Source organism: Fontibacter flavus (genome assembly GCF_042432905.1).
Taxonomy (GTDB): Bacteria; Bacteroidota; Bacteroidia; order Cytophagales; family Cyclobacteriaceae; genus Fontibacter; species Fontibacter flavus.
In genome coordinates this window covers 1-24,020 of the sequence record NZ_JBHLWI010000049.1, presented here as the reverse complement: position 1 = coordinate 24,020, position 24,020 = coordinate 1, and the positions used below count along the sequence as shown (strand labels likewise).

General features: G+C 39.3%; 22 protein-coding genes. 7 read left to right on the top strand and 15 right to left on the bottom strand.

Translation table 11 applies throughout. The annotated features are described in order from the left end of the window. Nucleotides 1-2: 2 nt before the first annotated feature. From ACFFIP_RS16700 to ACFFIP_RS16690, 3 genes are read right to left on the bottom strand one after another with little or no spacing between them, the layout of a single operon-like run. Complete coding sequence (locus ACFFIP_RS16700; RefSeq protein WP_382388867.1) at nt 3-1,220, bottom strand: PP2C family protein-serine/threonine phosphatase; 1,218 nt, start codon at nt 1,218-1,220, stop codon at nt 3-5. After that, entirely contained in the window at nt 1,221-1,472 is a 252-nt protein-coding gene (locus ACFFIP_RS16695; protein ID WP_382388866.1) for a hypothetical protein, read from the bottom strand. A gap of 23 nt (nt 1,473-1,495) precedes the next feature. Further along, the gene (locus ACFFIP_RS16690; protein ID WP_382388865.1) at nt 1,496-2,620 is read right to left on the bottom strand and encodes a glycosyltransferase; all 1,125 of its coding nucleotides are present in this window, start codon (nt 2,618-2,620) and stop codon (nt 1,496-1,498) included. 21 nt (nt 2,621-2,641) lie between these two features. Between ACFFIP_RS16690 and ruvC the strand changes: the two genes are divergently transcribed. Further along, the gene (ruvC, locus tag ACFFIP_RS16685) at nt 2,642-3,217 is read left to right on the top strand and encodes a crossover junction endodeoxyribonuclease RuvC (protein ID WP_382388864.1); all 576 of its coding nucleotides are present in this window, start codon (nt 2,642-2,644) and stop codon (nt 3,215-3,217) included. Here the strand turns inward: ruvC and ACFFIP_RS16680 are convergent. The 9 genes from ACFFIP_RS16680 to ACFFIP_RS16640 form a co-directional block, all read right to left on the bottom strand. Continuing rightward, entirely contained in the window at nt 3,214-3,759 is a 546-nt protein-coding gene (locus ACFFIP_RS16680) for a porin family protein (protein WP_382388863.1), read from the bottom strand. The two genes, ruvC and ACFFIP_RS16680, sit on opposite strands and share 4 nt — an antisense overlap. Nucleotides 3,760-4,077: 318 nt before the next feature. Continuing rightward, the gene (locus tag ACFFIP_RS16675; protein ID WP_382388861.1) at nt 4,078-5,244 is read right to left on the bottom strand and encodes a DUF4934 domain-containing protein; all 1,167 of its coding nucleotides are present in this window, start codon (nt 5,242-5,244) and stop codon (nt 4,078-4,080) included. A gap of 199 nt (nt 5,245-5,443) precedes the next feature. Continuing rightward, entirely contained in the window at nt 5,444-6,037 is a 594-nt protein-coding gene (locus ACFFIP_RS16670) for a porin family protein (RefSeq protein WP_382388860.1), read from the bottom strand. Nucleotides 6,038-6,140: 103 nt separating this feature from the next. Continuing rightward, entirely contained in the window at nt 6,141-7,211 is a 1,071-nt protein-coding gene (locus ACFFIP_RS16665; protein ID WP_382388859.1) for an alanine racemase, read from the bottom strand. A gap of 1 nt (nt 7,212) precedes the next feature. Further along, a complete protein-coding gene (locus tag ACFFIP_RS16660; RefSeq protein ID WP_382388857.1) occupies nt 7,213-7,653 on the bottom strand; it encodes a GNAT family N-acetyltransferase in 441 nt (146 codons plus the stop codon). A gap of 1 nt (nt 7,654) precedes the next feature. Further along, complete coding sequence (locus tag ACFFIP_RS16655) at nt 7,655-9,088, bottom strand: sodium:solute symporter family protein (RefSeq protein WP_382388855.1); 1,434 nt, start codon at nt 9,086-9,088, stop codon at nt 7,655-7,657. 194 nt (nt 9,089-9,282) lie between these two features. Continuing rightward, the gene (locus ACFFIP_RS16650) at nt 9,283-10,032 is read right to left on the bottom strand and encodes a succinate dehydrogenase/fumarate reductase iron-sulfur subunit (RefSeq protein ID WP_382388853.1); all 750 of its coding nucleotides are present in this window, start codon (nt 10,030-10,032) and stop codon (nt 9,283-9,285) included. A gap of 27 nt (nt 10,033-10,059) precedes the next feature. Next, entirely contained in the window at nt 10,060-11,994 is a 1,935-nt protein-coding gene (locus ACFFIP_RS16645) for a fumarate reductase/succinate dehydrogenase flavoprotein subunit (RefSeq protein ID WP_382388851.1), read from the bottom strand. A 12-nt stretch (nt 11,995-12,006) separates the two neighbouring features. After that, nucleotides 12,007-12,693, bottom strand: coding sequence for a succinate dehydrogenase cytochrome b subunit (locus ACFFIP_RS16640; RefSeq protein WP_382388849.1), 687 nt, complete (start codon nt 12,691-12,693; stop codon nt 12,007-12,009). A gap of 259 nt (nt 12,694-12,952) precedes the next feature. On the opposite strand from ACFFIP_RS16640, the gene ACFFIP_RS16635 reads away from it, so the two are divergent. From ACFFIP_RS16635 to fabD, 4 genes are all read left to right on the top strand, one after another. Continuing rightward, nucleotides 12,953-15,742, top strand: a complete 2,790-nt coding sequence (locus ACFFIP_RS16635) for a T9SS type B sorting domain-containing protein (protein ID WP_382388848.1) — start codon at nt 12,953-12,955, stop codon at nt 15,740-15,742. Continuing rightward, a complete protein-coding gene (locus ACFFIP_RS16630; RefSeq protein WP_382388847.1) occupies nt 15,739-16,161 on the top strand; it encodes a thiol-disulfide oxidoreductase DCC family protein in 423 nt (140 codons plus the stop codon). The genes ACFFIP_RS16635 and ACFFIP_RS16630 overlap by 4 nt, the downstream gene beginning before the upstream one ends. Nucleotides 16,162-16,242: 81 nt before the next feature. Next, a complete protein-coding gene (locus tag ACFFIP_RS16625; protein ID WP_382388846.1) occupies nt 16,243-16,902 on the top strand; it encodes a carbonic anhydrase in 660 nt (219 codons plus the stop codon). A gap of 77 nt (nt 16,903-16,979) precedes the next feature. Beyond that, a complete protein-coding gene (gene fabD / locus ACFFIP_RS16620; RefSeq protein WP_382388845.1) occupies nt 16,980-17,858 on the top strand; it encodes an ACP S-malonyltransferase in 879 nt (292 codons plus the stop codon). A 14-nt stretch (nt 17,859-17,872) separates the two neighbouring features. Here the strand turns inward: fabD and folK are convergent, their stop codons facing one another. Continuing rightward, nucleotides 17,873-18,367 (bottom strand): 2-amino-4-hydroxy-6-hydroxymethyldihydropteridine diphosphokinase, encoded by a 495-nt coding sequence (gene folK, locus ACFFIP_RS16615; protein WP_382388843.1) that lies wholly within the window; start codon nt 18,365-18,367, stop codon nt 17,873-17,875. Nucleotides 18,368-18,439: 72 nt separating this feature from the next. Here folK and sppA point away from each other — a divergent pair, with 72 nt between their 5' ends. Next, nucleotides 18,440-20,200, top strand: a complete 1,761-nt coding sequence (gene sppA, locus ACFFIP_RS16610; protein WP_382388842.1) for a signal peptide peptidase SppA — start codon at nt 18,440-18,442, stop codon at nt 20,198-20,200. A gap of 140 nt (nt 20,201-20,340) precedes the next feature. On the opposite strand, the gene ACFFIP_RS16605 is transcribed toward sppA, so the two are convergent. Then, complete coding sequence (locus ACFFIP_RS16605; RefSeq protein ID WP_382388841.1) at nt 20,341-21,231, bottom strand: flavin reductase family protein; 891 nt, start codon at nt 21,229-21,231, stop codon at nt 20,341-20,343. A 94-nt stretch (nt 21,232-21,325) separates the two neighbouring features. On the opposite strand from ACFFIP_RS16605, the gene ACFFIP_RS16600 reads away from it, so the two are divergent. Next, nucleotides 21,326-22,183, top strand: coding sequence for an endonuclease/exonuclease/phosphatase family protein (locus ACFFIP_RS16600; RefSeq protein WP_382388840.1), 858 nt, complete (start codon nt 21,326-21,328; stop codon nt 22,181-22,183). A gap of 274 nt (nt 22,184-22,457) precedes the next feature. Here the strand turns inward: ACFFIP_RS16600 and ACFFIP_RS16595 are convergent, their stop codons facing one another. After that, complete coding sequence (locus tag ACFFIP_RS16595) at nt 22,458-23,714, bottom strand: IS3 family transposase (RefSeq protein WP_382388838.1); 1,257 nt, start codon at nt 23,712-23,714, stop codon at nt 22,458-22,460. Nucleotides 23,715-24,020 lie beyond the last annotated feature (306 nt).

The window sequence follows — 24,020 nt, the reverse complement described above, 5'->3', positions numbered from 1 at the left end:
GATTATTGGAATCTTAAGCTCAATAAGGTGATATCATCCCTTTGATCACCTCCATTGGAAAAATCTTTCAGTTCTTTGAAGAATTGATCATGGAATTTAGATGGGGCAATGCAAAGTCTCTTTCTGACAAATTTCACAAAGCGTTCATCACCATACTCTTCTTCCTCATCATTTAGACTTTCTGTCAAGCCATCTGTATACAGGTGAATGGTGAAACCCTTTAGATGATTCCTTTGTCCAATTTCCAGAAAGGGCAGTTCTTCAAAAGCCCCTAAGATGGTCGTGCCAGCTCCCAATAGTTCACTTCTGTTTTCTGCTTCCCAGCATAACACAGGGGGATTATGGCCGGCATTCACAAAATTTAGCTCTCTGTTTTTATAATTATAGGAGGCAAGAAAAAACGTGATGAATCTTTCTCCCTTGGTATTATCGAAAATGGTATAGTTCAATTGTTCCACCACCATTTTCAAATCAGAGGTGCTTCTTAGCAATGTCCTCAGGGCCGCCTGAAAGTTGGACATCAACAAAGCCGCCGGCATACCTTTACCGGAAACATCCGCAATGCAAAAAAACACTTCGTCCTCAGATTTGATGATCAGATCATAATAATCCCCTCCTACAGTCGAATGCGGGATATAGGTGACTTTGGCTGCAAGTTTTGGGGTATTGGGCAATTCGGCAGGAAACAGCATCCTCTGAACATTGGATGCAATTTCAACTTCCTTTTTGAGCCTTTCCTGCTCCAACTGCCGCTTGGCAAATTTCTTATTTTCTAAGGCCACAACCAATATATTGGCCAAGGCTTGCGTAAAATCAAGGTCAAGCTCATCCAAATCATCTTTCTTTTTCAGAAAAAGTATGGCAAGCATTTTGTCTTTATGATATACCGGCAAATAACTCTCCAGCTCAGAAAATGAGTAAAGCTGGTCCACTTCAATGTTCAGCTCCCCTGTTTTCCTTTCATATTTTACTTTCTCCGCCAAAATCAACTCCGGAACTTTGTTTTTCACGCCATGTGTGATCTTTCGGTCATAATGATCCCCTTCGATCATATAGAGTAATAAAGAGCGGATATTGAGGTGTACCAGGCACGTAAACTTGAAAATATCCAAAAGTACATGGGATGGCTTATTTTCATTAATAGCCTGCGTGATTTCAAGAAGGGCCTTGAGCTCCAATTCTTTTTTTTGATATTTCGCTATTTGTGTTTCCTGTCTCAACTATAGTGCATTATGTTCCATCAAGCCCTTTTTGGTTGCCAGGTAAAAAAGATCTGTTCCGGATTGTGTTAAATCTAATTTTTCGAAAATTTCATCATCAGGACCTTTCAGACACTTAATGAAAGACTTTTCATAGAGTGCCTGTAATGTGGTCAAAAGTCTAGTCTCCCCCCACCCTAAGGTCTCTTTTAAATAGCTAAAATGCTGGACAAAATAAAGCTCGTCCAACAAATCAAATTCATCGTCAGTCATACTTTTTATTTTCGAATCTAAAATTAAGCCATATTGGATGATTTCCTTCCTTTCCATTCAAAATTTCCGAAAATCCCTCCAATTGCACTGACCAAAACATAGAAGGGGTGGACTATTCCTGTCAGGACATAACTCCAAATAGAAAACTTTATTCCATAGGTTTCCAGTACTTTTCCTAAAACTTTTCTCTCTGCAAGAATTTTTGTAGTCCATAAAATCAGAAATAAGATCATCCCTATATGACCTTTCCAAAGCAAGCAAACACTACTGATAAAAATCAACTGAATCAGCACTGGTAAAATGGAGGCTGCCATATGGATAAGAGATAAATGTGATCTCCATTTGGAAGACCAACGGATACGTTGGGAAAATAAAGATCGCCAAGTAGCATGAGGCATGGTCATCACCAGGTTATCTGTTACAAAACGAACTGAACCTACACCAAATCTCTTACTGATTTTCTTCAAAAGAAACTCATCATCACCTGACAATTGATCCAAATTCCCATTGTATCCACCTACTTCCTCAAAAGCTTTCTTTCTATACGCCATGTTAGCCGCACTGCACATCAAAGGAGCCTGCAATTCAAATCCAACTTTGGTGATCAAGATGATACTTGACCATTCAATTTGTTGAAAGACAGAAAAAAAACCTTTTGACTTTTGACTGATCACAGGGCCAGCCACCATCATGACCATGGGATCTGAAAAACCCTTCAACTTATTTTCTACCCAATCATTCGGTAGAAAACAATCTGCATCTGTGGTCAGGATGATATCACCAAATGCTCTTTCTACCCCTGTCCGCACTGCCATTTTTTTTCCAATCCCCTTACTTTTGAGGATTTCAATTTCAATATCTTCACAACCAGGTTTATCGATCAACGCAGTCAAGTACTTTCGACCTTCATCCTCGCTATGGTCATCTATAAATAAAACCTGTAATGGACGGTACTGAAGCGAAAAGATACCATTAAAAATTGCAGGTAGATTTTGGGCTTCATTTCTGAAAGGCACCAAAATACTGACCTGGGGATTTTCCTTCTGGATGAAGTTTCGACCCAGATTCTTTCTACCCTCCCAAAGTTTCCTTAACCTGGAAAACATCCCCCAATAAAGTATCCCAAACAAAAGGTAAAATGTTAGCATGAATTCGTTAAACTTGCAATAATGAGTAAAGAAGTCAAAAAACCTTCAAAGGAAAAAATCATTTTAGGCATTGACCCCGGCACAAATGTAATGGGATACGGGCTTATTTTAGTGGAAGGCAACAAATACAGTCTGATCCAGTTTGGCGTCATCCATCTGAAGAAATACACTGGCCATGAACTAAAGCTAAAAAAAATCTTTGAAAGGATTACAGGCCTCATTGATGAATTCCATCCTGATGCAGTGGCCTTGGAAGCACCTTTTTATGGTGAAAATGTCCAGTCTATGCTCAAACTTGGCCGAGCTCAGGGAGTAGCCATGGCAGCTGCTCTTGCCAGAGAAATCCCCATCGCGGAGTACTCACCCAAAAAGGTCAAACAATCGGTCACTGGTAATGGCAATGCATCCAAAGAACAAGTGGCTGAAATGCTAAAAACCTTACTGAATATCAAAGAATTACCAAAATTATTGGATGCTACCGATGCACTTGGGGTAGCATTATGTCATCATTTTCATGATGGAAGATTACAGACGAGGGGAAGAACCGCCGGCTGGAAGGCATTTTTGGAAGAAAACCCGGGTAGGGTAAAAGGTTAGAACCTTTTACCCACTGAAACTTTGAATACCCTGTTTTTCACATTCACATCGAAATAATTCAGGCTGGTCAGACCAAGATCATAACTTGCCTGTACATTCCAGTCTTCGAAGATTTCATATCCGACGCCAAAAACCGCTGCAATATCATAACCCCTTACGATTTCTGTGGTTTGGGAGATGGTACCGTTGTTATCATATTTCCTATTAACCAGGACTGAACCTTGGGGTCCAGCAAAAATATTCAGGTCACGGGTTGCCCAATACCGTACTAAAACCGGAATATCAATGTAATTCAGGTTTTCTTTGATATTATCGGAAGAGGATTTGTATCCCTTTTGAGAGAAAAACAAGCCAGGTTCAACCGAGAAAAGATCGTTGTAATCCCATTGATAATATGCTCCCAAGTGCAACCCAATCCTAGAATTAAAATCATAACCATCAAAATTGGCTACATTTGCTCCGGCTCTTACGCCAATTTGGGCAAACACCTCCGTCGAAGCCATCATGATGAGCAATAAGGGAATCAAGATTATTTTTTTCATTGGTCGGTTTTATTAAAGGTTTAACTTTCTCTTAATTCTAACTTTTATTGAATTCCTCAATCATCAAAAGAAAGGCCAAAGTAAAAGAATCATTGACAAACTTGGATCAAATAAATCAAATTTCTTTTGATTTTTACCGACGAAAATAAAGAAAACCAGCATATTGTATTCTTTGGAGGAATTGGTTTATTCTCCTGTCTGCCCTTTTATTTTGACAATCTTTATCCAAGAAAAATTAGCTCCGCTCTCATGAGACTGAAATACGAAACTGAAAACAAGAAGAAAAAGGATATAGCATAATATAATATCCAGTCAAAGTCAATCCTTAATCTTGTTTTTAACAACCACATAGTTGTCTTCCATTAACTTCTCTTTATTGTTATTGAAAAAATAATGGATGCTTTTTGGATCATTAATGAAAGATGCGTCTATTGATTTACCCCCAAAATTTTTCAGATATTCATTGTAGAAGTTCCTGGAAGCCTTTACTTGAATCAAATTACCGTTATTCTGTATTACTGGCGAAAAATCACCTTGGAAACCGTCCAAATCATTGATCATTTCGTCGATGACTTCTACCATACTGCTTCTTTTATCCATCATAACTGTTTTAGCCGCTTTACCCATTTGACTAACAATCATTAGATAATGACTTTTAAGTGGAATAAAAGAAAAAATCATTTCAACCATTTCGTTTTCCATCAGATAGGCATATCGCTCGTATCCCATAAAAAACTCTTTCCTCTTTTCATCCGGAAAATTGTACCTGCCAAAATCAAACTTAAGCTCCCTTTCTCTATTAAGTTGCTCATCAAAAATCACAACTTCATAAGACGTGTCAAGTTTCAAAAGTACATTTTTGTCATAGTTATCATATTGAAATCCATAGACTGAGGCATAATTTAAACCCTCAAAATCTTTTCTGACTTCTTTCAAACCATTTATCGAGCCATTTTTTACGGATACAATGGATTGAAATTCATAAGTTGGTCTATTTCCAAAATAATACAAAAATCCTGACTCATTAATAGAGAAATTATAAGGATGAAAGTCAATTTTCATTTCTTCTACTACCTGTCCGGAGAAATCAAACTTTAAGATTTTTCTTAGACTGCCATCTAAAATATAAATATGTTTATCAAAAACCTGATAATCTTCCATACTTTGATATTCATTTGGCCCCTGACCTTTCGCTTCTATGATATTTTCAAATTGACCAAAAGCATCAAAAATCAATAAATTATTCAATTCTCTGTCACTGACAAGAATCTTATCCGAGTTCATACCAAACTTCCAAACTTTCACAAGCGGAATTGAATCCGGGACATCCAAAAGGCTGTAATCGATATGTTGAAAATAGTCTGATAAATTCATTTTCTTGCTTTCATCCAAGTCAATGAAAACTGTCTGCTCTTGTAAAGTTTTGTTTTGATGACAAGCTGAAACAAAGGTTACAATGAAAGCAATTAGAATAACTCTGATCATAGGTTCTGGTTAAAAATAAAATTCACCATATAGTTTACTGGAAATTATCTAAAACACAAATTTTACTTTCCATTTTTCTCAAAAAACAATCTTAGCATTCTTGGATAAATTTGAAATTTAGTCCTTTAAGAAAAGAAAAAACAAGCCTGAATATTAAAAAACAGGCTTGTTTAATTTATAAATCCTCTATGAATTATTTTCAGAATGTATAACCCATGGATACCATAAACCCTCGGTTAAAAACATCATTATTGCTGTTTTTGAATACTGGGCTCAATCCATAATTATAGGATCCCTGTACATTAAGGCCTTTAGGTAAGTTATAACCCAAGCCTAAGACCATTCCAAAGTCTGTTTCCTGGACTGAATCGGTATCAAAACTTACCGTAGATCCGAAAAGGTCACCTTCAAACTTAGATGAGGTCAAAAATGACGCCTGAGGCCCTCCAAATACATTCAATCCCTCTGTCAGGTGCAATCGCAACAGGACAGGAATATCAATGTAATTCAAAACTGCCCTGGAATTGGCAAAGTCATCGTTTTTTGTTCCTTTGACCGCAAAATAAACACCGGGCTCAATGGCTACAGCGCTTCCTAAATAAAAAGAATTATACAGCCCCGCATGAAAACCTGTACGTTGACTGTAGTCGTCATCGGCAATATCTCCTCCTCCAAAATTAAAGAAGTTGACACCACCACGGATACCAAACCCGCCTCTTTCGGTTGAATTTTGAGCATTACTTTCGACAATAAATAATGCCATCACTGCGAAAATCAAACTTAGCTTTTTCATATAAAATAATAGTTGGTTTTCTACACTTAGACTAATTCCATGCCAAAAAGAGCTCTTGTGGTAATTATCAACTATTTTCATGAAAACAATTCCGGTAATTATTCTATTCTACCAGTTTGTCCACATAGCTAGAATTGAGGATTCCAAGAGCACCCATATATTTCAATCCAAACTTCACGGTATCTCCTACTTTATAGTGTTTGGGATTTTCCCCCAAGTTCAAAATCAACATATCCGAACTTGCCCCCAATATTTCAAACTCCCCATCTTCCGGTATCAGGTATTTAGGATCCACATCCAATAAACCTATATCCAAAATGGCCCTGAAAGAAGACCTTCCATAAAGAGATTCATCAATCTCCGCTACCTCTCCTTGAGGATTAGCAGCCAGGGTCCCTGTGGGTAAAAGAGGCTTTTCCTGCATTTCGATGATTTCAGCATAGAGTTCAAAAACATCCCCATGCATACCATCAATTACTTTTTCTTCAAATAAGTCCACACCAAAAAACAATGTCTCTCCTACCCTGAAATGGTTCACTCCCTTTGGCAGCTGCTTATGAAGCATCAGGGGAATCGTTACAGATGTGCCTGCAGAAACCCATGGTATCTTTTTATTGAATTTCAATTCAATGATCTGCTTGTATAGGGACAGCTGGATCAGCTTATCAGTGGAAGGCATGACCCCGTTCAGACAATTCAGGTTCGTACCCAATCCTATCACCTCTATATTAGGCAGCTCAAAAATCTGGGCATAAAAGTCCACCAAATGATCCCCCATGACACCCTCCCTAAGGTCACCTGTTTCAACCATAATGATAATCTTATGCGTTTTGCCCTGTTTTTGAGCTTCCTCTGAAATCCAACGGATAGTAGTCAACTCACTGTTCAAGCTCACATCTGCATATTTCACCATTTTGGCTATGTTTCTTTTGGAGACCGGCTTGATATAGACCGTTTGGATTTCCGGATTGATTTCCTTGATCTTTGCTAGGTTGCTGATTCTGGAGTCATGGATCTCATGAACGCCCAAATCAATCAGTTCCTTCAGAAATTTCCTGTTTCCACAGAGTAACTTTGAAACAATACCCCAAGAAACGTCATGTTCCTCAAAGAGATTTTTGAGGTAGTTAAAATTATCCTGAAGCTTCTTTCTATGTAGTGTTAAATAGGCCATTTTATTTTTTTAACCTCATTTCCAAATACTTATTGGTAAAACCAAGACTTTCATAGAGCTTTTTAGCAGGATTATCCGGCTCCACATGCAAGGCGATATCTCCATTGGCCAATTCAATGGCCGTTTTCATCAATTTTTTGCCGACACCTTTCCCTCTTTGGCTTGCATCCACAGCAATGTAAACCAATATATTCTCTGGAATATACCCTGACATGCCGGTCTTATTCATGACCACCGCTCCAACTATGTGCCCATTCTCCCTAGCCAAGACTACAAATCCCCCCTTATCAACCGCTTGATCCAAGGCATAATCCAGACACTTCATGATGTGTACATGAGGATCTCCATATTCTTCAAGATGGGTAAAAAGGAAATCAGCCACTTCTTTTTTTTGAAGATAAGTAGCCTGATCTATAGCTGACAAAGTTTCGATCTTAAGCATATTAGTTGATTTTATTTTGATTTTTAATTTTATACACTACACTTACAAGCAAATACATTGCTAAAGAGGTGAAAACTCCGAAAAAATTTGGATCTAAGTCCAAAAACAGCTCCAAATCCATCATGCCAAGCAATGCTGTCACCCCTCCACCTGCGATCATGGCAGTAATGGCAGCTTGAGGATTCCGGTATTTGGTAAACAGACCAAACAAAATAGGCACCAAGAGGCCTGAAACCATAAAGGCATAACTGTACAGCATCAGGTCCAAAACATTGGTCATTTGCAGGGCAAGCATCAACGCAAAGATACCAAGTAGCAAAGTGAACAATTGGCTATAACGGATCTGGGTATTTTCTTTTTTGGGACGCAACCAAGAACCAAAGACATCTGTGCTTAAGTTGCCAGAAGCAGCCATCAAACAGGAATCAGCAGTGGAAAGTACCGCAGAAAAATAGGCTGCCATCATCAGTCCAAGAATTCCCGGCGGTAAAATAGTCCTCAATAAAATGGGCAATCCCATTTCTGGGTCCATCACATCCAGATCAATGATTAAAAGACCTTGCTCAAAAGCCACTTTGGAAAGCAGACCCAAGGAAACACCCATAAAGGCCATGATGGGCCATTCGAAAAATCCAGCAATAAACCAGGCTTTTTTGGCTGACTTCACATCTCTACTGGCAAAAATTCTTTGGTACAAGGTCATCCCAATAAACCAGATCGGTATAATGGTAATACCCCAGTTGGCAAGATCCTGCCACCTTAAATTGGAAAAGGAGAAATAAGAATCCGGAAGTGTGGCTCGGATAGAATCCCAGCCACCAACATGAAAATAAGCTACAGGAAGTCCGATGAGGATAAAACCCAACATCAGAATAATCCATTGTACAGTGTCAGTATAAATGACAGCTTTAAGCCCTCCCAAAACAGTATAGACCACCGCTATAACTCCCATCAAAACCAAGGCTTCCTGTAGTCCCAATGACACAAAAGTCCCAGAAGCAAGCTTAGCACCTGCCAATAACTGGGAAGAGGTAAATCCTAAATAACCTATCAGGGAGATTACAGCCGCCACTAAGGCTACATGTCGATTGAACAAATGATTAAAAATCTGCGGGAAGGTATAAAAATCAGCAAAGGCAGGATCACTTTTAACACGAGGAATTAATACTACTGCAGCAAGCCAAGCACCCAAAAGTCCTGTAAACAACATCCAGCTTCCGGAGAGCCCCATTACAAAGCCTAAACCTCCCAATCCTACCGAAAATCCTCCTCCAACATCGGTAGCCACCACGGAGAGTCCGATATGCCAACTCCCAATATCTCTACCTCCTACATAATAATCGTCCTGGTTTTTATTTTGACGCATAAAGTAGTATCCTACTCCAAGCATCAGTAACATGTACCCGACAAAAATGCCGAGGTCAATGTAATGCATGAACTCCCTTCCTTTTAAATCTGATGAAATTTTTAAATAATATGAATTTTCAAAGATACTAATATTTAATTTAGCCTAAAAACAAGAAAAGATCTAATTTGAACGTTATAAGGATTTTGAAAATATTTATTTAAATAGTAACAAAAAAAGCCGGACAAGTCCGGCTTTTTGTTTTTAAAGTAACTATTACTGTATTAAACATTCTCACTGCTGACTACAGCTGTAAAATATTCTCTGTTCATTCTCGCAATATTGGAGATGCTAATTCCTTTAGGACATTCCGCTTCGCAGGCACCGGTATTGGTACAGGCACCGAAACCTTCTGCATCCATTTGGGCTACCATCTTTTCTGCTCTTCTCTTTCTTTCCACCTGACCCTGTGGCAATAAAGCCAACTGGGAAATCTTAGCAGAAGTAAATAGCATTGCTGACGCATTCTTACATGCAGCTACACATGCTCCACATCCAATACACTGAGCAGCATCCATTGCCTGATCTGCAACTGTCTTTGGAATTGGAATCTCATTTGCATCAGGCACACCTCCTGTATTCACAGAGACATAACCTCCTGCCTGTATGATTCTATCAAAAGCAGAACGGTCTACTACTAGATCTTTCAGCACAGGGAAAGCTGAGGCTCTCCATGGCTCGATGGTGATGGTCTCACCGTCATTAAAAGATCTCATGTGCAACTGACATGTTGTGGTCTGTTGAGGACCATGAGGCTTTCCATTGATATAAAGAGAGCACATACCACAGATACCTTCACGACAGTCATGGTCGAAGTGTACCGGATCTTCTCCTTTTTCAGAAAGCTGCTCATTCAACACATCAAGCATTTCCAAGAACGACATGTCCTTGGAAACATCGGCAACTTTATATTCTTTAAAACCTCCTTTGTCGGAGTTGTTTGTCTGTCTCCAGATTTTCAAAGTTAAATTCATGGCTCTTACGAGTTTAATGCTTGTAAATTACTTATAACTTCTTTGGGTCAACTTCACGTTTTCAAACACAAGCGGTTCCTTGTGCAAAACTTCTTCCTGCCCATCACCCATATACTGCCAGGCAGCAACGTATGCGAAGTTTTCATCATCTCTCAAGGCCTCGCCTTCAGGAGTCTGGTATTCCTCCCTAAAGTGACCACCACAAGATTCATTTCTATTCAATGCGTCATCAACCATCAATTCACCCAACTCTAGAAAATCCGCTACCCTATGTGCTTTTTCCAAAGACTGGTTCAATTCTTCATTCGCACCTAAAACATTCACATTAGACCAGAATTCCTTTTTCAATTCCTTGATCATGCCTTTGGCCTTGGTCAAACCCTCAGCGGTTCTTGCCATACCACAATAATCCCACATGATCTTACCTAATTTCTTATGGAAATAATCTACTGTCTTTTCACCTGGAATATCCAGAAGTTTTTGAATTCTGGCTTTTACTTCAGCCTCGGCTTTCTGGAATTCAGGATGGTCTGTAGGTATTTTGGCATAAGGGGTTTGTGCCAAATAATCACCGACAGTGTAAGGAATTACAAAATACCCATCCGCAAGTCCTTGCATCAATGCAGAAGCACCTAACCTATTGGCTCCATGGTCAGAGAAATTCGCTTCACCCAAAGCATATAAGCCAGGCACATTGGTCATTAGGTTATAATCTACCCAAAGACCACCCATGGTGTAATGCACAGCAGGATAGATCATCATTGGAACTTTATATGGATCTTCACCAGTGATTTGCTGATACATATCAAACAAGTTGCCATACTTCGCTTCAATCACTTCCTTACCGTCTCTGATGATCGCATCCCTAAAATCAAGGAATACCGCTTCGCCGGTTTCATTTACCCCTCGGCCTTCATCACAGACATATTTGGCATTTCTTGAAGCCACGTCTCGAGGTACAAGGTTTCCAAAAGAAGGATACTTTCTTTCTAGGAAGTAGTCTCTGTCTTCTTCTTTGATGTCGTTAGCCTTTATCTGGCCCTTTCTTAATTTTTCAGCCACTTCAGCTGATGCTGGAACCCATACCCTACCATCATTTCTCAAGGATTCAGACATCAAAGTCAGTTTTGACTGATGATCTCCGGAAACAGGAATACAAGTAGGGTGAATCTGCGTATAGCAAGGATTAGCCATCAAAGCGCCTTTTTTATGCGCTCTCCATGCTGCTGTTACATTGGAACCCATCGCGTTTGTGGACAGGAAGAATACGTTACCATATCCTCCTGTACATAACAATACCGCATGTGCACTATGTGATTCAACAGCTCCTGTGATCAAGTTACGGGTAACAATACCTCTGGCTTTTCCATCTACCAAAACCAAATCCATCATTTCAGTTCTTGGGTAAAGCTTTACCTTACCATTTGCCACTTGACGGCTCAATGCAGAATAAGCACCCAACAACAACTGCTGTCCGGTCTGACCTCTAGCATAAAATGTTCGAGATACCTGAGCACCTCCGAATGAACGGTTGGCCAACAATCCCCCGTATTCACGTGCGAAAGGCACGCCTTGGGCCACACACTGATCAATTATATTAACAGAAACTTCTGCTAATCTGTAAACATTGGCTTCCCTGGCTCTGTAGTCACCACCTTTGATGGTGTCATAAAACAATCTGTAAACAGAGTCACCATCGTTCTGATAATTTTTGGCCGCATTAATACCCCCCTGCGCAGCGATGGAGTGCGCTCTTCTTGGGCTATCCTGGAAGCAAAAAGCTTTTACATTATAACCAAGTTCAGCCAAAGATGCTGCAGCTGAAGCACCTGCCAATCCTGTACCCACAACTATAACATCGTACTTACGCTTGTTTGCAGGGTTGACCAGCTTGACATTGAATTTATGTTTTGACCACTTTTCCGCTAAAGGGCCTTCAGGAATTTTTGAATCTAGAATCATACTTGCAATTGTTTAATTCATTGATGAGAAATAGATATACAAAGGCATGCTTGCAAAAAGTGCTGGTACAATTATGCTAAATAACAAGCCAAGTTTCTTTATGGCTGGAGAATACTTGACGTGATTTAAACCAAGCGTCTGAAATGCGCTTTCAAATCCATGAGCAAGGTGAAAACCTAGCATGACCATGGATATTACATACAAAGCCACCAACCATTCGGCCTGAAATGCGAATTGCACTATAGTAAAAAGGTCTTTGTACTGCTCGCCATTATATTCCACCATTGGTACATCTCCCCAATGCATCTGATACCAGAATCCCTGAAGGTGGATTACCAAGAAAATCAAGATAATCGTACCTAAAATCCCCATGTTTCTGGAGTTCCAAGAGGAATTGGTAGCCGCCTTGCTAACGGCGTAACCAACCGGTCTGGCAGATTTGTTTCGTCTGCTTAGGAAGATTGCATAAACCACATGGACCAAAACTGAAATATAGGTCACATAAGATAAGATTTTGACAAATGGATTAGTCGTCATGAATTTGGCATATTCATTAAACGCCTGACCTCCATCATTTTTGAATAATAAAGTGTTTCCTGAAACATGTCCTACAAGGAAAAGAATCAGAAACAATCCCGTTAGGGCCATTAAGAGTTTTTTACCCAGGGTGCTGTTAAAGGTTTTTGATACCCAACTCATATACTTTTGCTTAAGTGTTCGATTGATTTATGGTTCATTTCTATGCCGCCAAATTTACATTTGTAAAGCTTAGTAAACAATGCATGCACAATCGTTTGAACTTATTTTAAAACGTTCTAAATAGTGTGATTTTTGTCACATCTCTTCTTTCTTTACATATTTTCTAACCAACTGTTTATTTTTATTGTTTGAATAAATACAATAATTTCATCCTGATTTAATTACTTTCGTATATAGTCAAAAGCAAAGTCTATAGTTCATGAAATATCTATATTCCTTATTCTTAGTTTTTTGTTTGATTTCTCTCACAGTAAATCCAACTTTTGCTACCCACATTAGGGCTGGGGAAATTACCGCTGAACGAGTCAATACACAAAGCCTCACCTACAGAATTACCGTAGTCGGGTACACAGACACAAGATCCAATGTGATTTTCGGACCTGGGGACATCGATTTTGGAGATGGTAGAGAAGTAAGTTTGAATACGGAAAGTGATGTTGTTGTGGTAGAACCTTTAGGTAATCAAATTGAAAAAAACACTTTCGTGATTACCCATACTTATCAAGGCCCTGGACAGTATGTGATCAGGTTCAGGGAATTTAACAGGAATGACAACACCCTGAACATGGATAATTCGGTTGATACCCCATTTTATATCGAAACGATGATTACCATCGATCCTTTTGTTGGTATCAACAATTCCCCTATTTTAACTATTCCGCCAGTGGACAATGGAGGGGTAAATGTCAGGTATATCCATAATCCAGGTGCCTACGATCCCGACGGGGACAGCTTGGCATATTTTTTTGATGAGCTTACTGTAAGGCCTAAACTTGGATTTCAAAGGTTTGTGAACAATTACAGAAGTCCTGCTTCTGGGGAATTCAGCTTCAATAGAGAAGATGGTTCTCCTAATCCTTTTATTTCCATGGATCCTATTACTGGAGACTTGATCTGGGATGCTCCTGGATTAGCAGGTCAGTACAATATTGCATTTCAGATACAGGAATGGAGAAAAATTGGTGGTGAATATGTCATGATAGGTTATGTGGTCAGGGATATGCAGATCATTATCGAAAACACCAACAACAGAAGACCTGAATTAATCCTCCCCCCTGACCTTTGCGTGGTGGCCGGAACCAGAATTGAAGAAATCATACAAGGCTCTGACCCTGATGGTGACCCTATCAGGATTGAAGTCTTTGGAGACCCTATAGAAATATCTTCTTCTCCAGCTTCTTACTCTCCCGTATCCCTTTTTCAACCAAGTCCCGGCATCATTACTTTCAACTGGCAAACTGTCTGTAACCATGTCAGGGAAAGGGAATATCAAGTGAGAATCAGAATCTCTGATCAGCCTACATCGGGACCATCCCTGGTGGATATAAAAACATGGAATATAAAAGTAGTAGGACCACCTCCTGTGATTGAGGATATCGAACAGGGTCAGAGCAGATCTGCTGTTGTATCATGGGAACCTTATTCATGCGGTTCAACTGCTTCAACCATGCAGGTTTGGAGAAGACTCAATTCAAACCCCTACGAACCAGATTCATGCGAAACCGGTATTAGAGCAGGTTATGAATTGGTGGGAACTACCAATATGGGTGTATTCGAATTTTTGGACACCAATAATGGCGAGGGATTAGCTCCGGGAAATACATATTGTTATAGATTGGTAGCGGCTTACCCTGCTCCAAGACTTGGGGAAAGTATTGTATCGGAGGAAATTTGTATCACAGTTGATGTTGATGTCCCTCTGATCACCAATGTAAGTATTGAGGCAACTGACGTGGATTCGGGTCAGATTTTTGTACGTTGGACACCTCCATATGACATTGACCGTACACAATTCCCTGGGCCGTTTACTTACGAACTTCTACGGAATACAGGATTTACAGGTAGCCAAAACAGGGTATCTGTCATCACTACTTCCGATACAGTATTTACAGATACTGGGCTGAACACAGAAAACCTTGTCTATAATTACAAAGTCATTTTAAAAGAAAATAACACCACAATAGACAGTTCAAGTTCGGCATCTTCAGTGAGGCTTTCACCCACCATTATTAATGAGGCGATCGAACTCAATTGGGACTTTAATGTCCCTTGGAATAATCAAGTATCTGATTTCAAACATGAAGTCTACAGAAACAGAACAGACGCAGAAGCACAGGATTCAGAAAACTTCGTCCTGATCGGAGAAGTTGACCCAACTGTTAATGGCTTCACCTTTTTCGATGATGGCAGCCATAATGGGGTCACTTTAAAAAAGGAAATAGAGTATTGCTATTATGTTATTACCAAAGGAAGGTACAATGTGGATATGATTGAATATCCTTTGGAAAATAAATCACAAATAATCTGTGCAAGACCTGATGATGATAGACTTCCTTGTCCACCGGTCCTAACCTTTGAAGGGCCAGAATGTACCGCCTTCCTTGATGACAAGGTTTGTGGATTCTCTAGTTTTGAACATGAATTAAGTTGGTTGCCTGATTTCTCAGGCAGCTGTGATGATGAACTTAATTTCTTCAGGTTGTATTTTACTCCTGATGGCGAAGATACTCAGTTTAATTTGGTGGGCACTTATTCACCTTTCGAGCTTCAGGCCAGAATTACGAATTTACCTAACTACCGAGGCTGTTATTATATCACAGCAGTAGACAGGTCCGGAAATGAAAGTGAACCAAGCAACATTGTCTGTGTGGACAATTGTCCTAATTATGAATTACCGAATGCCTTCACTCCAAATGGAGACGGTATCAATGATACATTTATGGCTTTTGACAACCCATTTGGAAAATGCCCAAGATTCGTCCTAGGCCTGGAAATTTTCATTGTAAACAGATGGGGTGTTGAGGTATTCTCTTATAATAGTCTTTCAGCAAATGAAAATGACATTTATATCAGATGGGATGGCACCGACAAAAATGGCAATCAATTACCTGCTGGTACATATTTTTATTCGGCTACTGTAAAATTTGATGCACTGGATCCTGCATTAAGGGAAAAGAAACTTAAAGGAACCGTTCAGATTCTGAGGTGAGTATTCTGGAAAAACATGATATTATTCTTTTCGATGGCGTCTGCAACCTATGCAATGGCGCCGTTGATTTTATTATCAAAAGAGATAAAAATGACTGCTTCAAAGTAGCCTCCTTACAAGACGAAACAGTCAAGCCCTTACTCAAAGATTATCAGATAAAAGAAAATTATTTGGACTCTCTGGTTTTAATTAGGGGAAAACATGTTTTTTATAAAAGCAGGGCCGCCTTAGAAATCAGCCGAAAGCTGAACGCCTTTTGGCCACTCTTTTATGGACTTGTCATCATACCTGATTTTATCAGAGATCCTATCTATGATTGGATAGCCCGAAACAGATACAAATGGTTCGGCAAAAAGGAAACCTGTCGCCTACCAAATGAGGAAGAAAAACAAAAATTCCTCAGCCCGAATGACCTTTGATCAGGTAAAAGGGACTTAGTCTATAATCCATTTGCTATTTTTTCACTTTTAACGTATAATTATTAAAACAAAAGGCAAAAAATGGAATTAAGCAAAGTTTTTAAAAACAACGAAGAATGGATTACTGCAAAACTTGAAAAAGATCCAGATTATTTCACGGAACTAGCAAAAGGACAGAATCCTGACATTTTGTACATAGGATGTTCAGATAGTAGAGTTACAGCAGAAGATCTGATGGGTGTTCAGCCTGGTGAAGTATTTGTTCACCGAAACATCGCCAATATGGTCATCAGCATAGATCTCAATTTAATGTCAGTTTTAACTTATGCAGTTGAAAATCTTAAAGTAGACCATGTAGTCATATGCGGTCATTATTTTTGTGGAGGGGTTAAAGCAGCTATGAATTCCGCGGATTTAGGTATCCTAAATCCTTGGTTGAGAAATATCCGCGATGTGTACAGGCTTCATAGAAAAGAATTAAACAATATTGAGGATGAAAATAAAAGGTACAATAGACTTGTTGAATTAAACGTACAGGAACAATGTGTTAATGTACTTAAAACCGCTGTTGTTCAAAAAGCTGTTCGTAATAGGGGTATGAAAATACACGGTTGGGTTTTTGATGTCGCTTCAGGTAAGTTGATAGATCTTAAAATTGATTTCAAAAATATCCTGAAAGACATCACTGAAATCTATGATCTAGGCGGGATGAACATTGACTCACTAGCAATAGATGTTTAATAGAGACAAATTGATATTAGAGGCCTTCCTGAGGGCCTCTTTTTTTGATATATTTGCAACTCACAAATTCTTAAATAATGAAAAAAGCATATGTTTTCCCGGGACAGGGAGCCCAATTCTCCGGAATGGGTAAAGATTTGTACGAAAACAATAGTGAAGCCAGAGATTTGTTTGAAAAAGCAAATGAAATTCTGGGTTTCAGGATATCAGATATTATGTTTGAAGGTTCTGATGAAGAACTCAAACAAACAAAAGTAACCCAACCCGCCATTTTTTTGCATTCCGTCATTTTAGCCAAAACATCTCCGGATTTCAATCCTGATATGGTTGCAGGTCATTCCTTAGGTGAGTTTTCCGCATTGGTAGCTAATAGGACATTAGCTTTTGAAGATGGTTTGAAACTTGTTTATCAAAGGGCATTAGCAATGCAGGAAGCCTGTGAAATCAATCCATCCGGCATGGCTGCCATCCTAGGATTAGATGATGAAAAGGTGGAAGAGATCTGTGCATCAATTTCTGAAGAAATTGTAGTTCCTGCCAATTACAATTGCCCAGGGCAATTAGTGATTTCAGGAACCAATAAAGGAATTGAAATCGCATGCGAAAAAATGAAAGAAGCTGGAGCAAAGAGAGCTCTTCCATTACCTGTTGGAGGAGCATTCCATTCTCCTTTAATGGAGCCGGCAAGAGAAAAACTCCAAAAGGCCATAGAAGGAACAACTTTCCATACCCCTTCTTGTCCTGTTTACCAAAATGTCAGCACTACAGGCGTCAGCGATGTGACAGAAATCAAAAAGAATCTGATTTCCCAGTTAACTGCCCCAGTGAAGTGGACACAATCCGTACAGCAAATGGTAGCTGATGGTGCAGGTCAATTTATTGAATGCGGACCTGGAAAAGTTCTTCAAGGTTTAGTGAAAAAAATTCACAAAGAGGCTGAAGTCTCCAGTATATAATGTAGAAGCCTGGATTATTCCGGGCTTTTTTCATAGACATAAACCTGAGATTCATCTGTGCTGTCAAGCAGGAGTTCAGCATTGGTCATTTTGAGTAATGGGTGAATGAAATCAGGCAAAACCTCAGCTAAAGGTTCCAATACAAATCTCCTTTTAGAAATGAAAGGATGGGGAATCTGAATTTCAGGAAAATTAATCACCAAGTCTCCATAATAGAGGATATCAATATCCATGGTCCTATCACCCCATTTCACTTCACGATGTCTCCCTAATAAGTTCTCAACTTTCTGGGTCTTCTTCAAAACCTCCATTGGTTCTAAATCAGTTCTGAACACCAACACTTGGTTTAGATATGCCCCTTTGGACTTTCCTCCCCATGCTTCTGTCTCATACACTTTTGATTTCAGCTCAGGACTTCCGAAATTTTCAATAAGCAAATTATTGGCTTGAGACAACAACAACTCCCTTTTTCCAAGATTCCCACCAATAATCAAAACTAATTTTTCCATTTCTCAGTTAAATGAATCATGTCAAACTTAAATAAAAAAGGATTATTTTAGCCAAATAAATAAAAAAAGAATATGCGATTTCTTGGAAATGTTTTAGCAGTAATAGTCGGCCTTTTGGTCTTTTCAGTGATGAGTTTTTTCATTTTTGCTGGAATTATAGCCGTAATTTCATCATCAGAAGATGAAGTCAAAATCAAAGAAAATACAGTCTTGGTCATGAACTTGGAAGGAAGGGTTCTGGTGGAAAGAAGTAATGATGATGAGCCTGACTTTTCTTCACTGAATGTTTTTGGAGGCACTTCTACTGTCGGGCTGACAAGCTTGAAAAATGCCATCAGAATCGCCAAAGAAAAAGATGAAGTAAAAGGAATTTTCCTTAAAGCTGGGACTTTCATTGCCGGTCAAGCAGGCATGAAAGAATTGAGAGATGAACTGATAGACTTTAAGGAATCAGGAAAATTCATCATTAGTTATGGAGAATACTACACTGAAAATGGATATTACCTGAGTTCTGCTGCTGATGAAATATATGTCAATCCATCAGGGTTGATGGAATTCAATGGCCTGGCTTCGGAAATAGTTTTCTTCAAAGGTTTGTTCCAAAAATTGGAAATCCAACCTGAAGTTTTTAGGGTTGGAGAGTTTAAAAGTGCTGTGGAGCCTTTTTTATTGGATAAAATGAGCGATGAAAACAGGCTACAAACAGAATCCTTTCTCAACGACTTAAACAATTACGCACTTCAAGAAATTGCAGAAAGCAGAGGCATTGAACTTGATAAAATCAAGGAAATCAGTTCCCAAATGCTCGTGAGACGCCTAGATGATGCTGTGGAATTGAATATGATTGATGACCGGTGGTATGAAGATCAGGTCATTGATCTAATGAAACAAAAACTTGGTTTGGAGGAAGATGATAAAATCAATACCATCAATGTGAGCAGAATCAATAAAGTGATTTCCTCTAAAAAGAAATCTTCAAAAAACAGGGTTGCAGTTATCATAGCCGAAGGAGAAATCATGAGCGGAAATGCTGAAGGTATCATCGCTTCTGAAAGATTTCAGGAAGAAATCAAAAAGGCTAGAAATAACGAAAATGTAAAGGCTATCGTCCTCAGGATAAATTCACCTGGAGGATCAGCCTTAGCTTCAGAGGTTATCTGGAGAGAACTGGAGAAAACCAGAAAAGAAAAACCTGTTATTGCCTCCATGGGTGAAGTTGCTGCTTCAGGTGGGTATTACATCGCAGCTGCATCAGATACAATCGTTGCCCAACCAAATACCATAACAGGCTCTATTGGGATTTTCGCCCTTTGGTTCAATGCCCAAGGATTGCTCAATAACAAACTTGGCATTACTACTGATGTAGTCAAAACTGGTGAGTTTTCGGACTTCCTTACCCCTACCCGGAAAATTTCTGAAATGGAGAGAAGTATTTTCCAGAACCAAATAGAAGAAGGTTATGATATTTTCCTGACCCGGGTAGCAGATGGCCGTCATATGGAAAAAGAAGAGGTAATGAAAGTTGCTTCAGGAAGGGTTTGGACAGGTAGTCAGGCTTTGGAAAACGGCCTGGTTGATGTATTGGGAGGCTTGGATGATGCCATAAATATTGCTGCCGAAAAAGCAGGAATTGCCGATGATTATAGAGTGGTTTATTATCCTGAAATCAGGCCTTGGTTTGAAAGATTCATGAGTCAGTTGACCAATGAAGTTCAAACCTTTTATCAAAGACAAAAGCTGGGATCTTTCTATCCTATCTATCAACAGCTGGAAAATGTTAAAAAATATGAAGGCATGATGGTAAGGATGCCTTATGATCTTCATATCCAATAAATCAAACTCTGGCATCAAGTATACTTGCCGCCTTGTAGAAAAAAGAGTCCGTCACTATCATGTAACGGACTCTTTTCCTTTAAAAGAAGCAAATGAAGTCTCTCTTTTTTTTGAATAGGATTGTTTGATCAAGTCAACGGTTAAGCTTGAAGTAGTATTTTCCAGGCAGTTTCCACATTGCCTTGTTCGAGTATTTCCTTGGCATATTCATGAAGGTGAAAAACAAAACTTTCTGGATCATGGATAAAGCGCTGTTTCATTTCAACAATTCTTGGGTCATTTCCGAAATCAGCAATTTCCTCTTGGGTAGGGAGGCTCTCTACGTTACCCAATCTCCCAAGGTTATTTCCGGAAAGAACAGAGCTAAATCGGATTGCCTCAGGAATACTGTCCACTCCGATTCCTTTGTTACGGATTGGCTTGACTATTTCAAAGAGAGAATTACCATTTGCCCGGCAATACCAATCTCCTCCCATTCTGGCGACTGCATCCAATTTAAATGGATCTATTTGCCCATTTTCTCCTAGGATAGCATCATTTATATAAATCATGACTACCTCACAGATAACAAGGTTAGCTGAACCACCTCCATCACCTACAGGAATAACTTCCCTGACCTTACATTCAAATGCCACCGGCGATTCTTTGACTCTTGGAGGGGTCACTGTCAAAGAGGGAGCTTCGGTAAAACCTGATTTGACAAATTCATTGACGCCTTTTTCATATTCTGTACTGGCCAAAGACATTTGCTCAACCATTGCATAATTGACAATATTGATCACAACTTCGGGAATTTCTTTGACATTATCCAAACTATGTTTAGTAGTATTATCTCTTACCCTCCTGGATGGAGAAAAGACCAAAATAGGCGGATTGGATCCAAACACATTGAAAAAGCTGAAAGGGCTCAGATTAACATTTCCTTTACTATCTATGGTGCTTGCAAAAGCTATTGGTCTAGGTGCTATGGCTCCTAAGAGATAACTGTGTAATTGTGCTGTGCTGACTTCCTTTGGGTCTATAGTCTTCATGTAATTTTTATATTGATAACAATACCTTTATCCAAACGGTTGGGAATCCTTGTTTCTATTTTGCTAAATTAAACAACTCAAAAGACTATCAAGCATGAAGAAATTTAAATTTACCGTATTGTTTTTCATTATCTTAATTTTATTAAGCCTACCAGTAATAAATATTGCATCAGCACAGAATTTACAGGTGGCCACATATAATATTCGGTTTGACAATCCGAATGATCATGGAAACTTATGGAAAGACCGGTCAGTACATTTGATCAATCAAATCAAATTCCATCAAATGGATATCATAGGCACCCAAGAAGGCCTCTATCATCAACTGGAAGAAATGAAAGCCAATTTAGGTTTTCCTTATATTGGTGTGGGAAGGGATAAAGGGGGCAAAGAAGGAGAGTTTTCTGCTGTATTGTATAACCCTGAAAAATTAGAGGTTTTAGAGGAAGGAACATTTTGGCTTTCGGAAACCCCTGATGCACCTTCCAAAGGATGGGATGCTGCCTTGAACCGTGTATGTACATGGGGTAAATTCAGGACTAAAAAAGGAAAAAAACAATTTTATGTCTTTAATGTCCATTATGACCACATAGGTCAAGAGGCCAGAGAGCAAAGCAGTTTATTGGTTTTGCAAAAAATCAAAAGCATCAATAAAGCCGGGCTTCCTGTAATTTTCATGGGTGACTTCAATGTCACACCGGATAACCCTGCTTATTTGACGGTCATTAAGAATTCGGATTTTAAAGATAGCAGGCTAATCAGTCAGATACCAAGCATCGGCAATCAGGGCACATTCAATGCTTACAATTGGGGAAAACTTCCTGAAGGCATTATTGATCATATTTTTGTAAGCCCAAAAATCAAAGTAGTCCGTCATGGAATATTAACAGATAATTATGGTATGAAATACCCTTCTGATCATTTCCCCGTAATGGCTGAAATTATTTGGTGACAAATACTTTCCGCCTGGGCGGACAAGTTGAAACAATGTACCATGTACAATGTACCAAGAACAGTAACGTTCAAAATCAAAAATTCCTTGGTTAGGATTGCGGGTTTTAATTCTGAGAGTCTTGTATCCTACCTGAAGGCAGGTAAGCTTTTGTCCATGTCCTGTCCTGAAATTACTTGACACTTTTTTCCATTGTTTTTCTTTTGTTTTCAATCCTCTTAAATGCCCTTTAGCCCAAGTAAGGAGACCTGTCAAGGCCGGCGCGTAGCGACGTTCATATAGCCTTGACAGGTTTCTGTCTTGGGCTATCTTTGCGTTTGAGAGATGAAAACACTGATAAATTCTTATGAACTTTATCTGGCACCTCCATTTCTAAAGACATATGCGGTCGTTTTTCATTATAAGCCCATACCACATGCTTTACAGCTCCATATGCTTCTTGTAAGCTACCAAAGCATCTATTTAAGAGGTATTCGTTCTTTAGAATCCCGTTAACTCTCTCTGCCATTGCATTATCATAGCAGTTCCCTGCTTCGCCCATACTTGATTTAATCCCTGACTTTTTCAGGAGTTCTGTGTAGGATTTACTGCAATATTGGAAGCCCCTGTCTGAATGATGAATAAGACCTCTGGATTCAACACATTGACCAATAGCCATTTTAAGTGCTTCAATAGCCCATTTTGATTCCAATGTGTTTCCTAAATGCCAGCCAACTATTTTTCTGCTGTATGCATCTGTTATCAGAAACAGGTATCTAAACGAGTCACCTACTCGAATATACGTAATATCAGCAACCCAGGCTTGATCAACACCGCTCCATTGTTTGCCATTGAACAGGTCTTCATACTGGCTATACCGCACAAATGACTGTGTAGTAACAACATATTTACGGCTTTGCTTAACCAGTAATCCCTCTGAACGCAGTAGTGAAAAGAGCTTGTCCCTACCCATCTTAATACCTAACCTATCCAAGTCAGGCCCGATTATCCTGTAAAGCTTCTTCACACCAATCCTAGGGTGAATAACTCTGTGCTCTCGAACCAAGTCCAACACAAAACCATACTCAACTTCCTCCCTGTGCATCCTTTTTGACCAGTCATAATACGCCGACCTGCTGTATCCAAAATAAGAGCAGCATGACACCAAACTCAACCCTTTTTTCCTCTGGGAGACAGACCGTTGCCAAAGTTTTTTTTTTAAATCCGTTTTATACTCTTCATTGGCAACTTTGATCAGTGTTTCCAACATATGGTTTGCTACAACAGAATCAGCTAAAGCCGATTTAAGCCTTTTGTTTTCTTCTTCAAGTTCCTTAAGTCTTCTCTTTTCGTCCACTGTTTCTATCCTGACTGTTTTATTCAACAAATGATCCCTACCAAAGGAACGAACCCATTTCTGGATCGTCTCAGCTCCTCTGATATCATACTTCTTTTGAAGTTCCGAATAGGAGCTGCCATTTTCCAACTCCTCTACTACATGCCTCTTAAAGCTAATACTGTACCGTTTGATTTCTCGAACACTTTTTGTCATCTTTTTTCCTTTATAGTTTGACTTATTACTGTCAAGCTATTTTAGGACATGACATTCACCTCTTGTTTCTTGTTTCTTGCCTCTTGTTTCTAATCTCTAGTTTCTCCTATAAACACAAAATCCCCAGGATTTCTCCTGAGGATCTTAATAATGTGGCGGCGATCCCGATGCCCGGGACAGTCTACTCTCCCATGCGCCACGGCGCACCGGTACCATCGGCGCTGCAGGGCTTATACGCCACCGCGGATCAGGATGGGAAGAGGTGGGACATCTAGGAAAAGTGATTATTGAAACCTGAACCTTATA

Excerpts from the sequence above, each read along its gene's own strand:
- ACFFIP_RS16695 (WP_382388866.1), bottom strand. The coding sequence starts at position 1,472 with ATGACTGACGATGAATTTGATTTGTTGGACGAGCTTTATTTTGTCCAG.
- ACFFIP_RS16690 (WP_382388865.1), bottom strand. The coding sequence starts at position 2,620 with ATGCTAACATTTTACCTTTTGTTTGGGATACTTTATTGGGGGATGTTT.
- ruvC (WP_382388864.1), top strand. The coding sequence starts at position 2,642 with ATGAGTAAAGAAGTCAAAAAACCTTCAAAGGAAAAAATCATTTTAGGC.
- ACFFIP_RS16680 (WP_382388863.1), bottom strand. The coding sequence starts at position 3,759 with ATGAAAAAAATAATCTTGATTCCCTTATTGCTCATCATGATGGCTTCG.
- ACFFIP_RS16675 (WP_382388861.1), bottom strand. The coding sequence starts at position 5,244 with ATGATCAGAGTTATTCTAATTGCTTTCATTGTAACCTTTGTTTCAGCT.
- ACFFIP_RS16670 (WP_382388860.1), bottom strand. The coding sequence starts at position 6,037 with ATGAAAAAGCTAAGTTTGATTTTCGCAGTGATGGCATTATTTATTGTC.
- ACFFIP_RS16665 (WP_382388859.1), bottom strand. The coding sequence starts at position 7,211 with ATGGCCTATTTAACACTACATAGAAAGAAGCTTCAGGATAATTTTAAC.
- ACFFIP_RS16660 (WP_382388857.1), bottom strand. The coding sequence starts at position 7,653 with ATGCTTAAGATCGAAACTTTGTCAGCTATAGATCAGGCTACTTATCTT.
- ACFFIP_RS16655 (WP_382388855.1), bottom strand. The coding sequence starts at position 9,088 with ATGCATTACATTGACCTCGGCATTTTTGTCGGGTACATGTTACTGATG.
- ACFFIP_RS16650 (WP_382388853.1), bottom strand. The coding sequence starts at position 10,032 with ATGAATTTAACTTTGAAAATCTGGAGACAGACAAACAACTCCGACAAA.
- ACFFIP_RS16645 (WP_382388851.1), bottom strand. The coding sequence starts at position 11,994 with ATGATTCTAGATTCAAAAATTCCTGAAGGCCCTTTAGCGGAAAAGTGG.
- ACFFIP_RS16640 (WP_382388849.1), bottom strand. The coding sequence starts at position 12,693 with ATGAGTTGGGTATCAAAAACCTTTAACAGCACCCTGGGTAAAAAACTC.
- ACFFIP_RS16635 (WP_382388848.1), top strand. The coding sequence starts at position 12,953 with ATGAAATATCTATATTCCTTATTCTTAGTTTTTTGTTTGATTTCTCTC.
- ACFFIP_RS16625 (WP_382388846.1), top strand. The coding sequence starts at position 16,243 with ATGGAATTAAGCAAAGTTTTTAAAAACAACGAAGAATGGATTACTGCA.
- fabD (WP_382388845.1), top strand. The coding sequence starts at position 16,980 with ATGAAAAAAGCATATGTTTTCCCGGGACAGGGAGCCCAATTCTCCGGA.
- folK (WP_382388843.1), bottom strand. The coding sequence starts at position 18,367 with ATGGAAAAATTAGTTTTGATTATTGGTGGGAATCTTGGAAAAAGGGAG.
- sppA (WP_382388842.1), top strand. The coding sequence starts at position 18,440 with ATGCGATTTCTTGGAAATGTTTTAGCAGTAATAGTCGGCCTTTTGGTC.
- ACFFIP_RS16605 (WP_382388841.1), bottom strand. The coding sequence starts at position 21,231 with ATGAAGACTATAGACCCAAAGGAAGTCAGCACAGCACAATTACACAGT.
- ACFFIP_RS16600 (WP_382388840.1), top strand. The coding sequence starts at position 21,326 with ATGAAGAAATTTAAATTTACCGTATTGTTTTTCATTATCTTAATTTTA.
- ACFFIP_RS16595 (WP_382388838.1), bottom strand. The coding sequence starts at position 23,714 with ATGACAAAAAGTGTTCGAGAAATCAAACGGTACAGTATTAGCTTTAAG.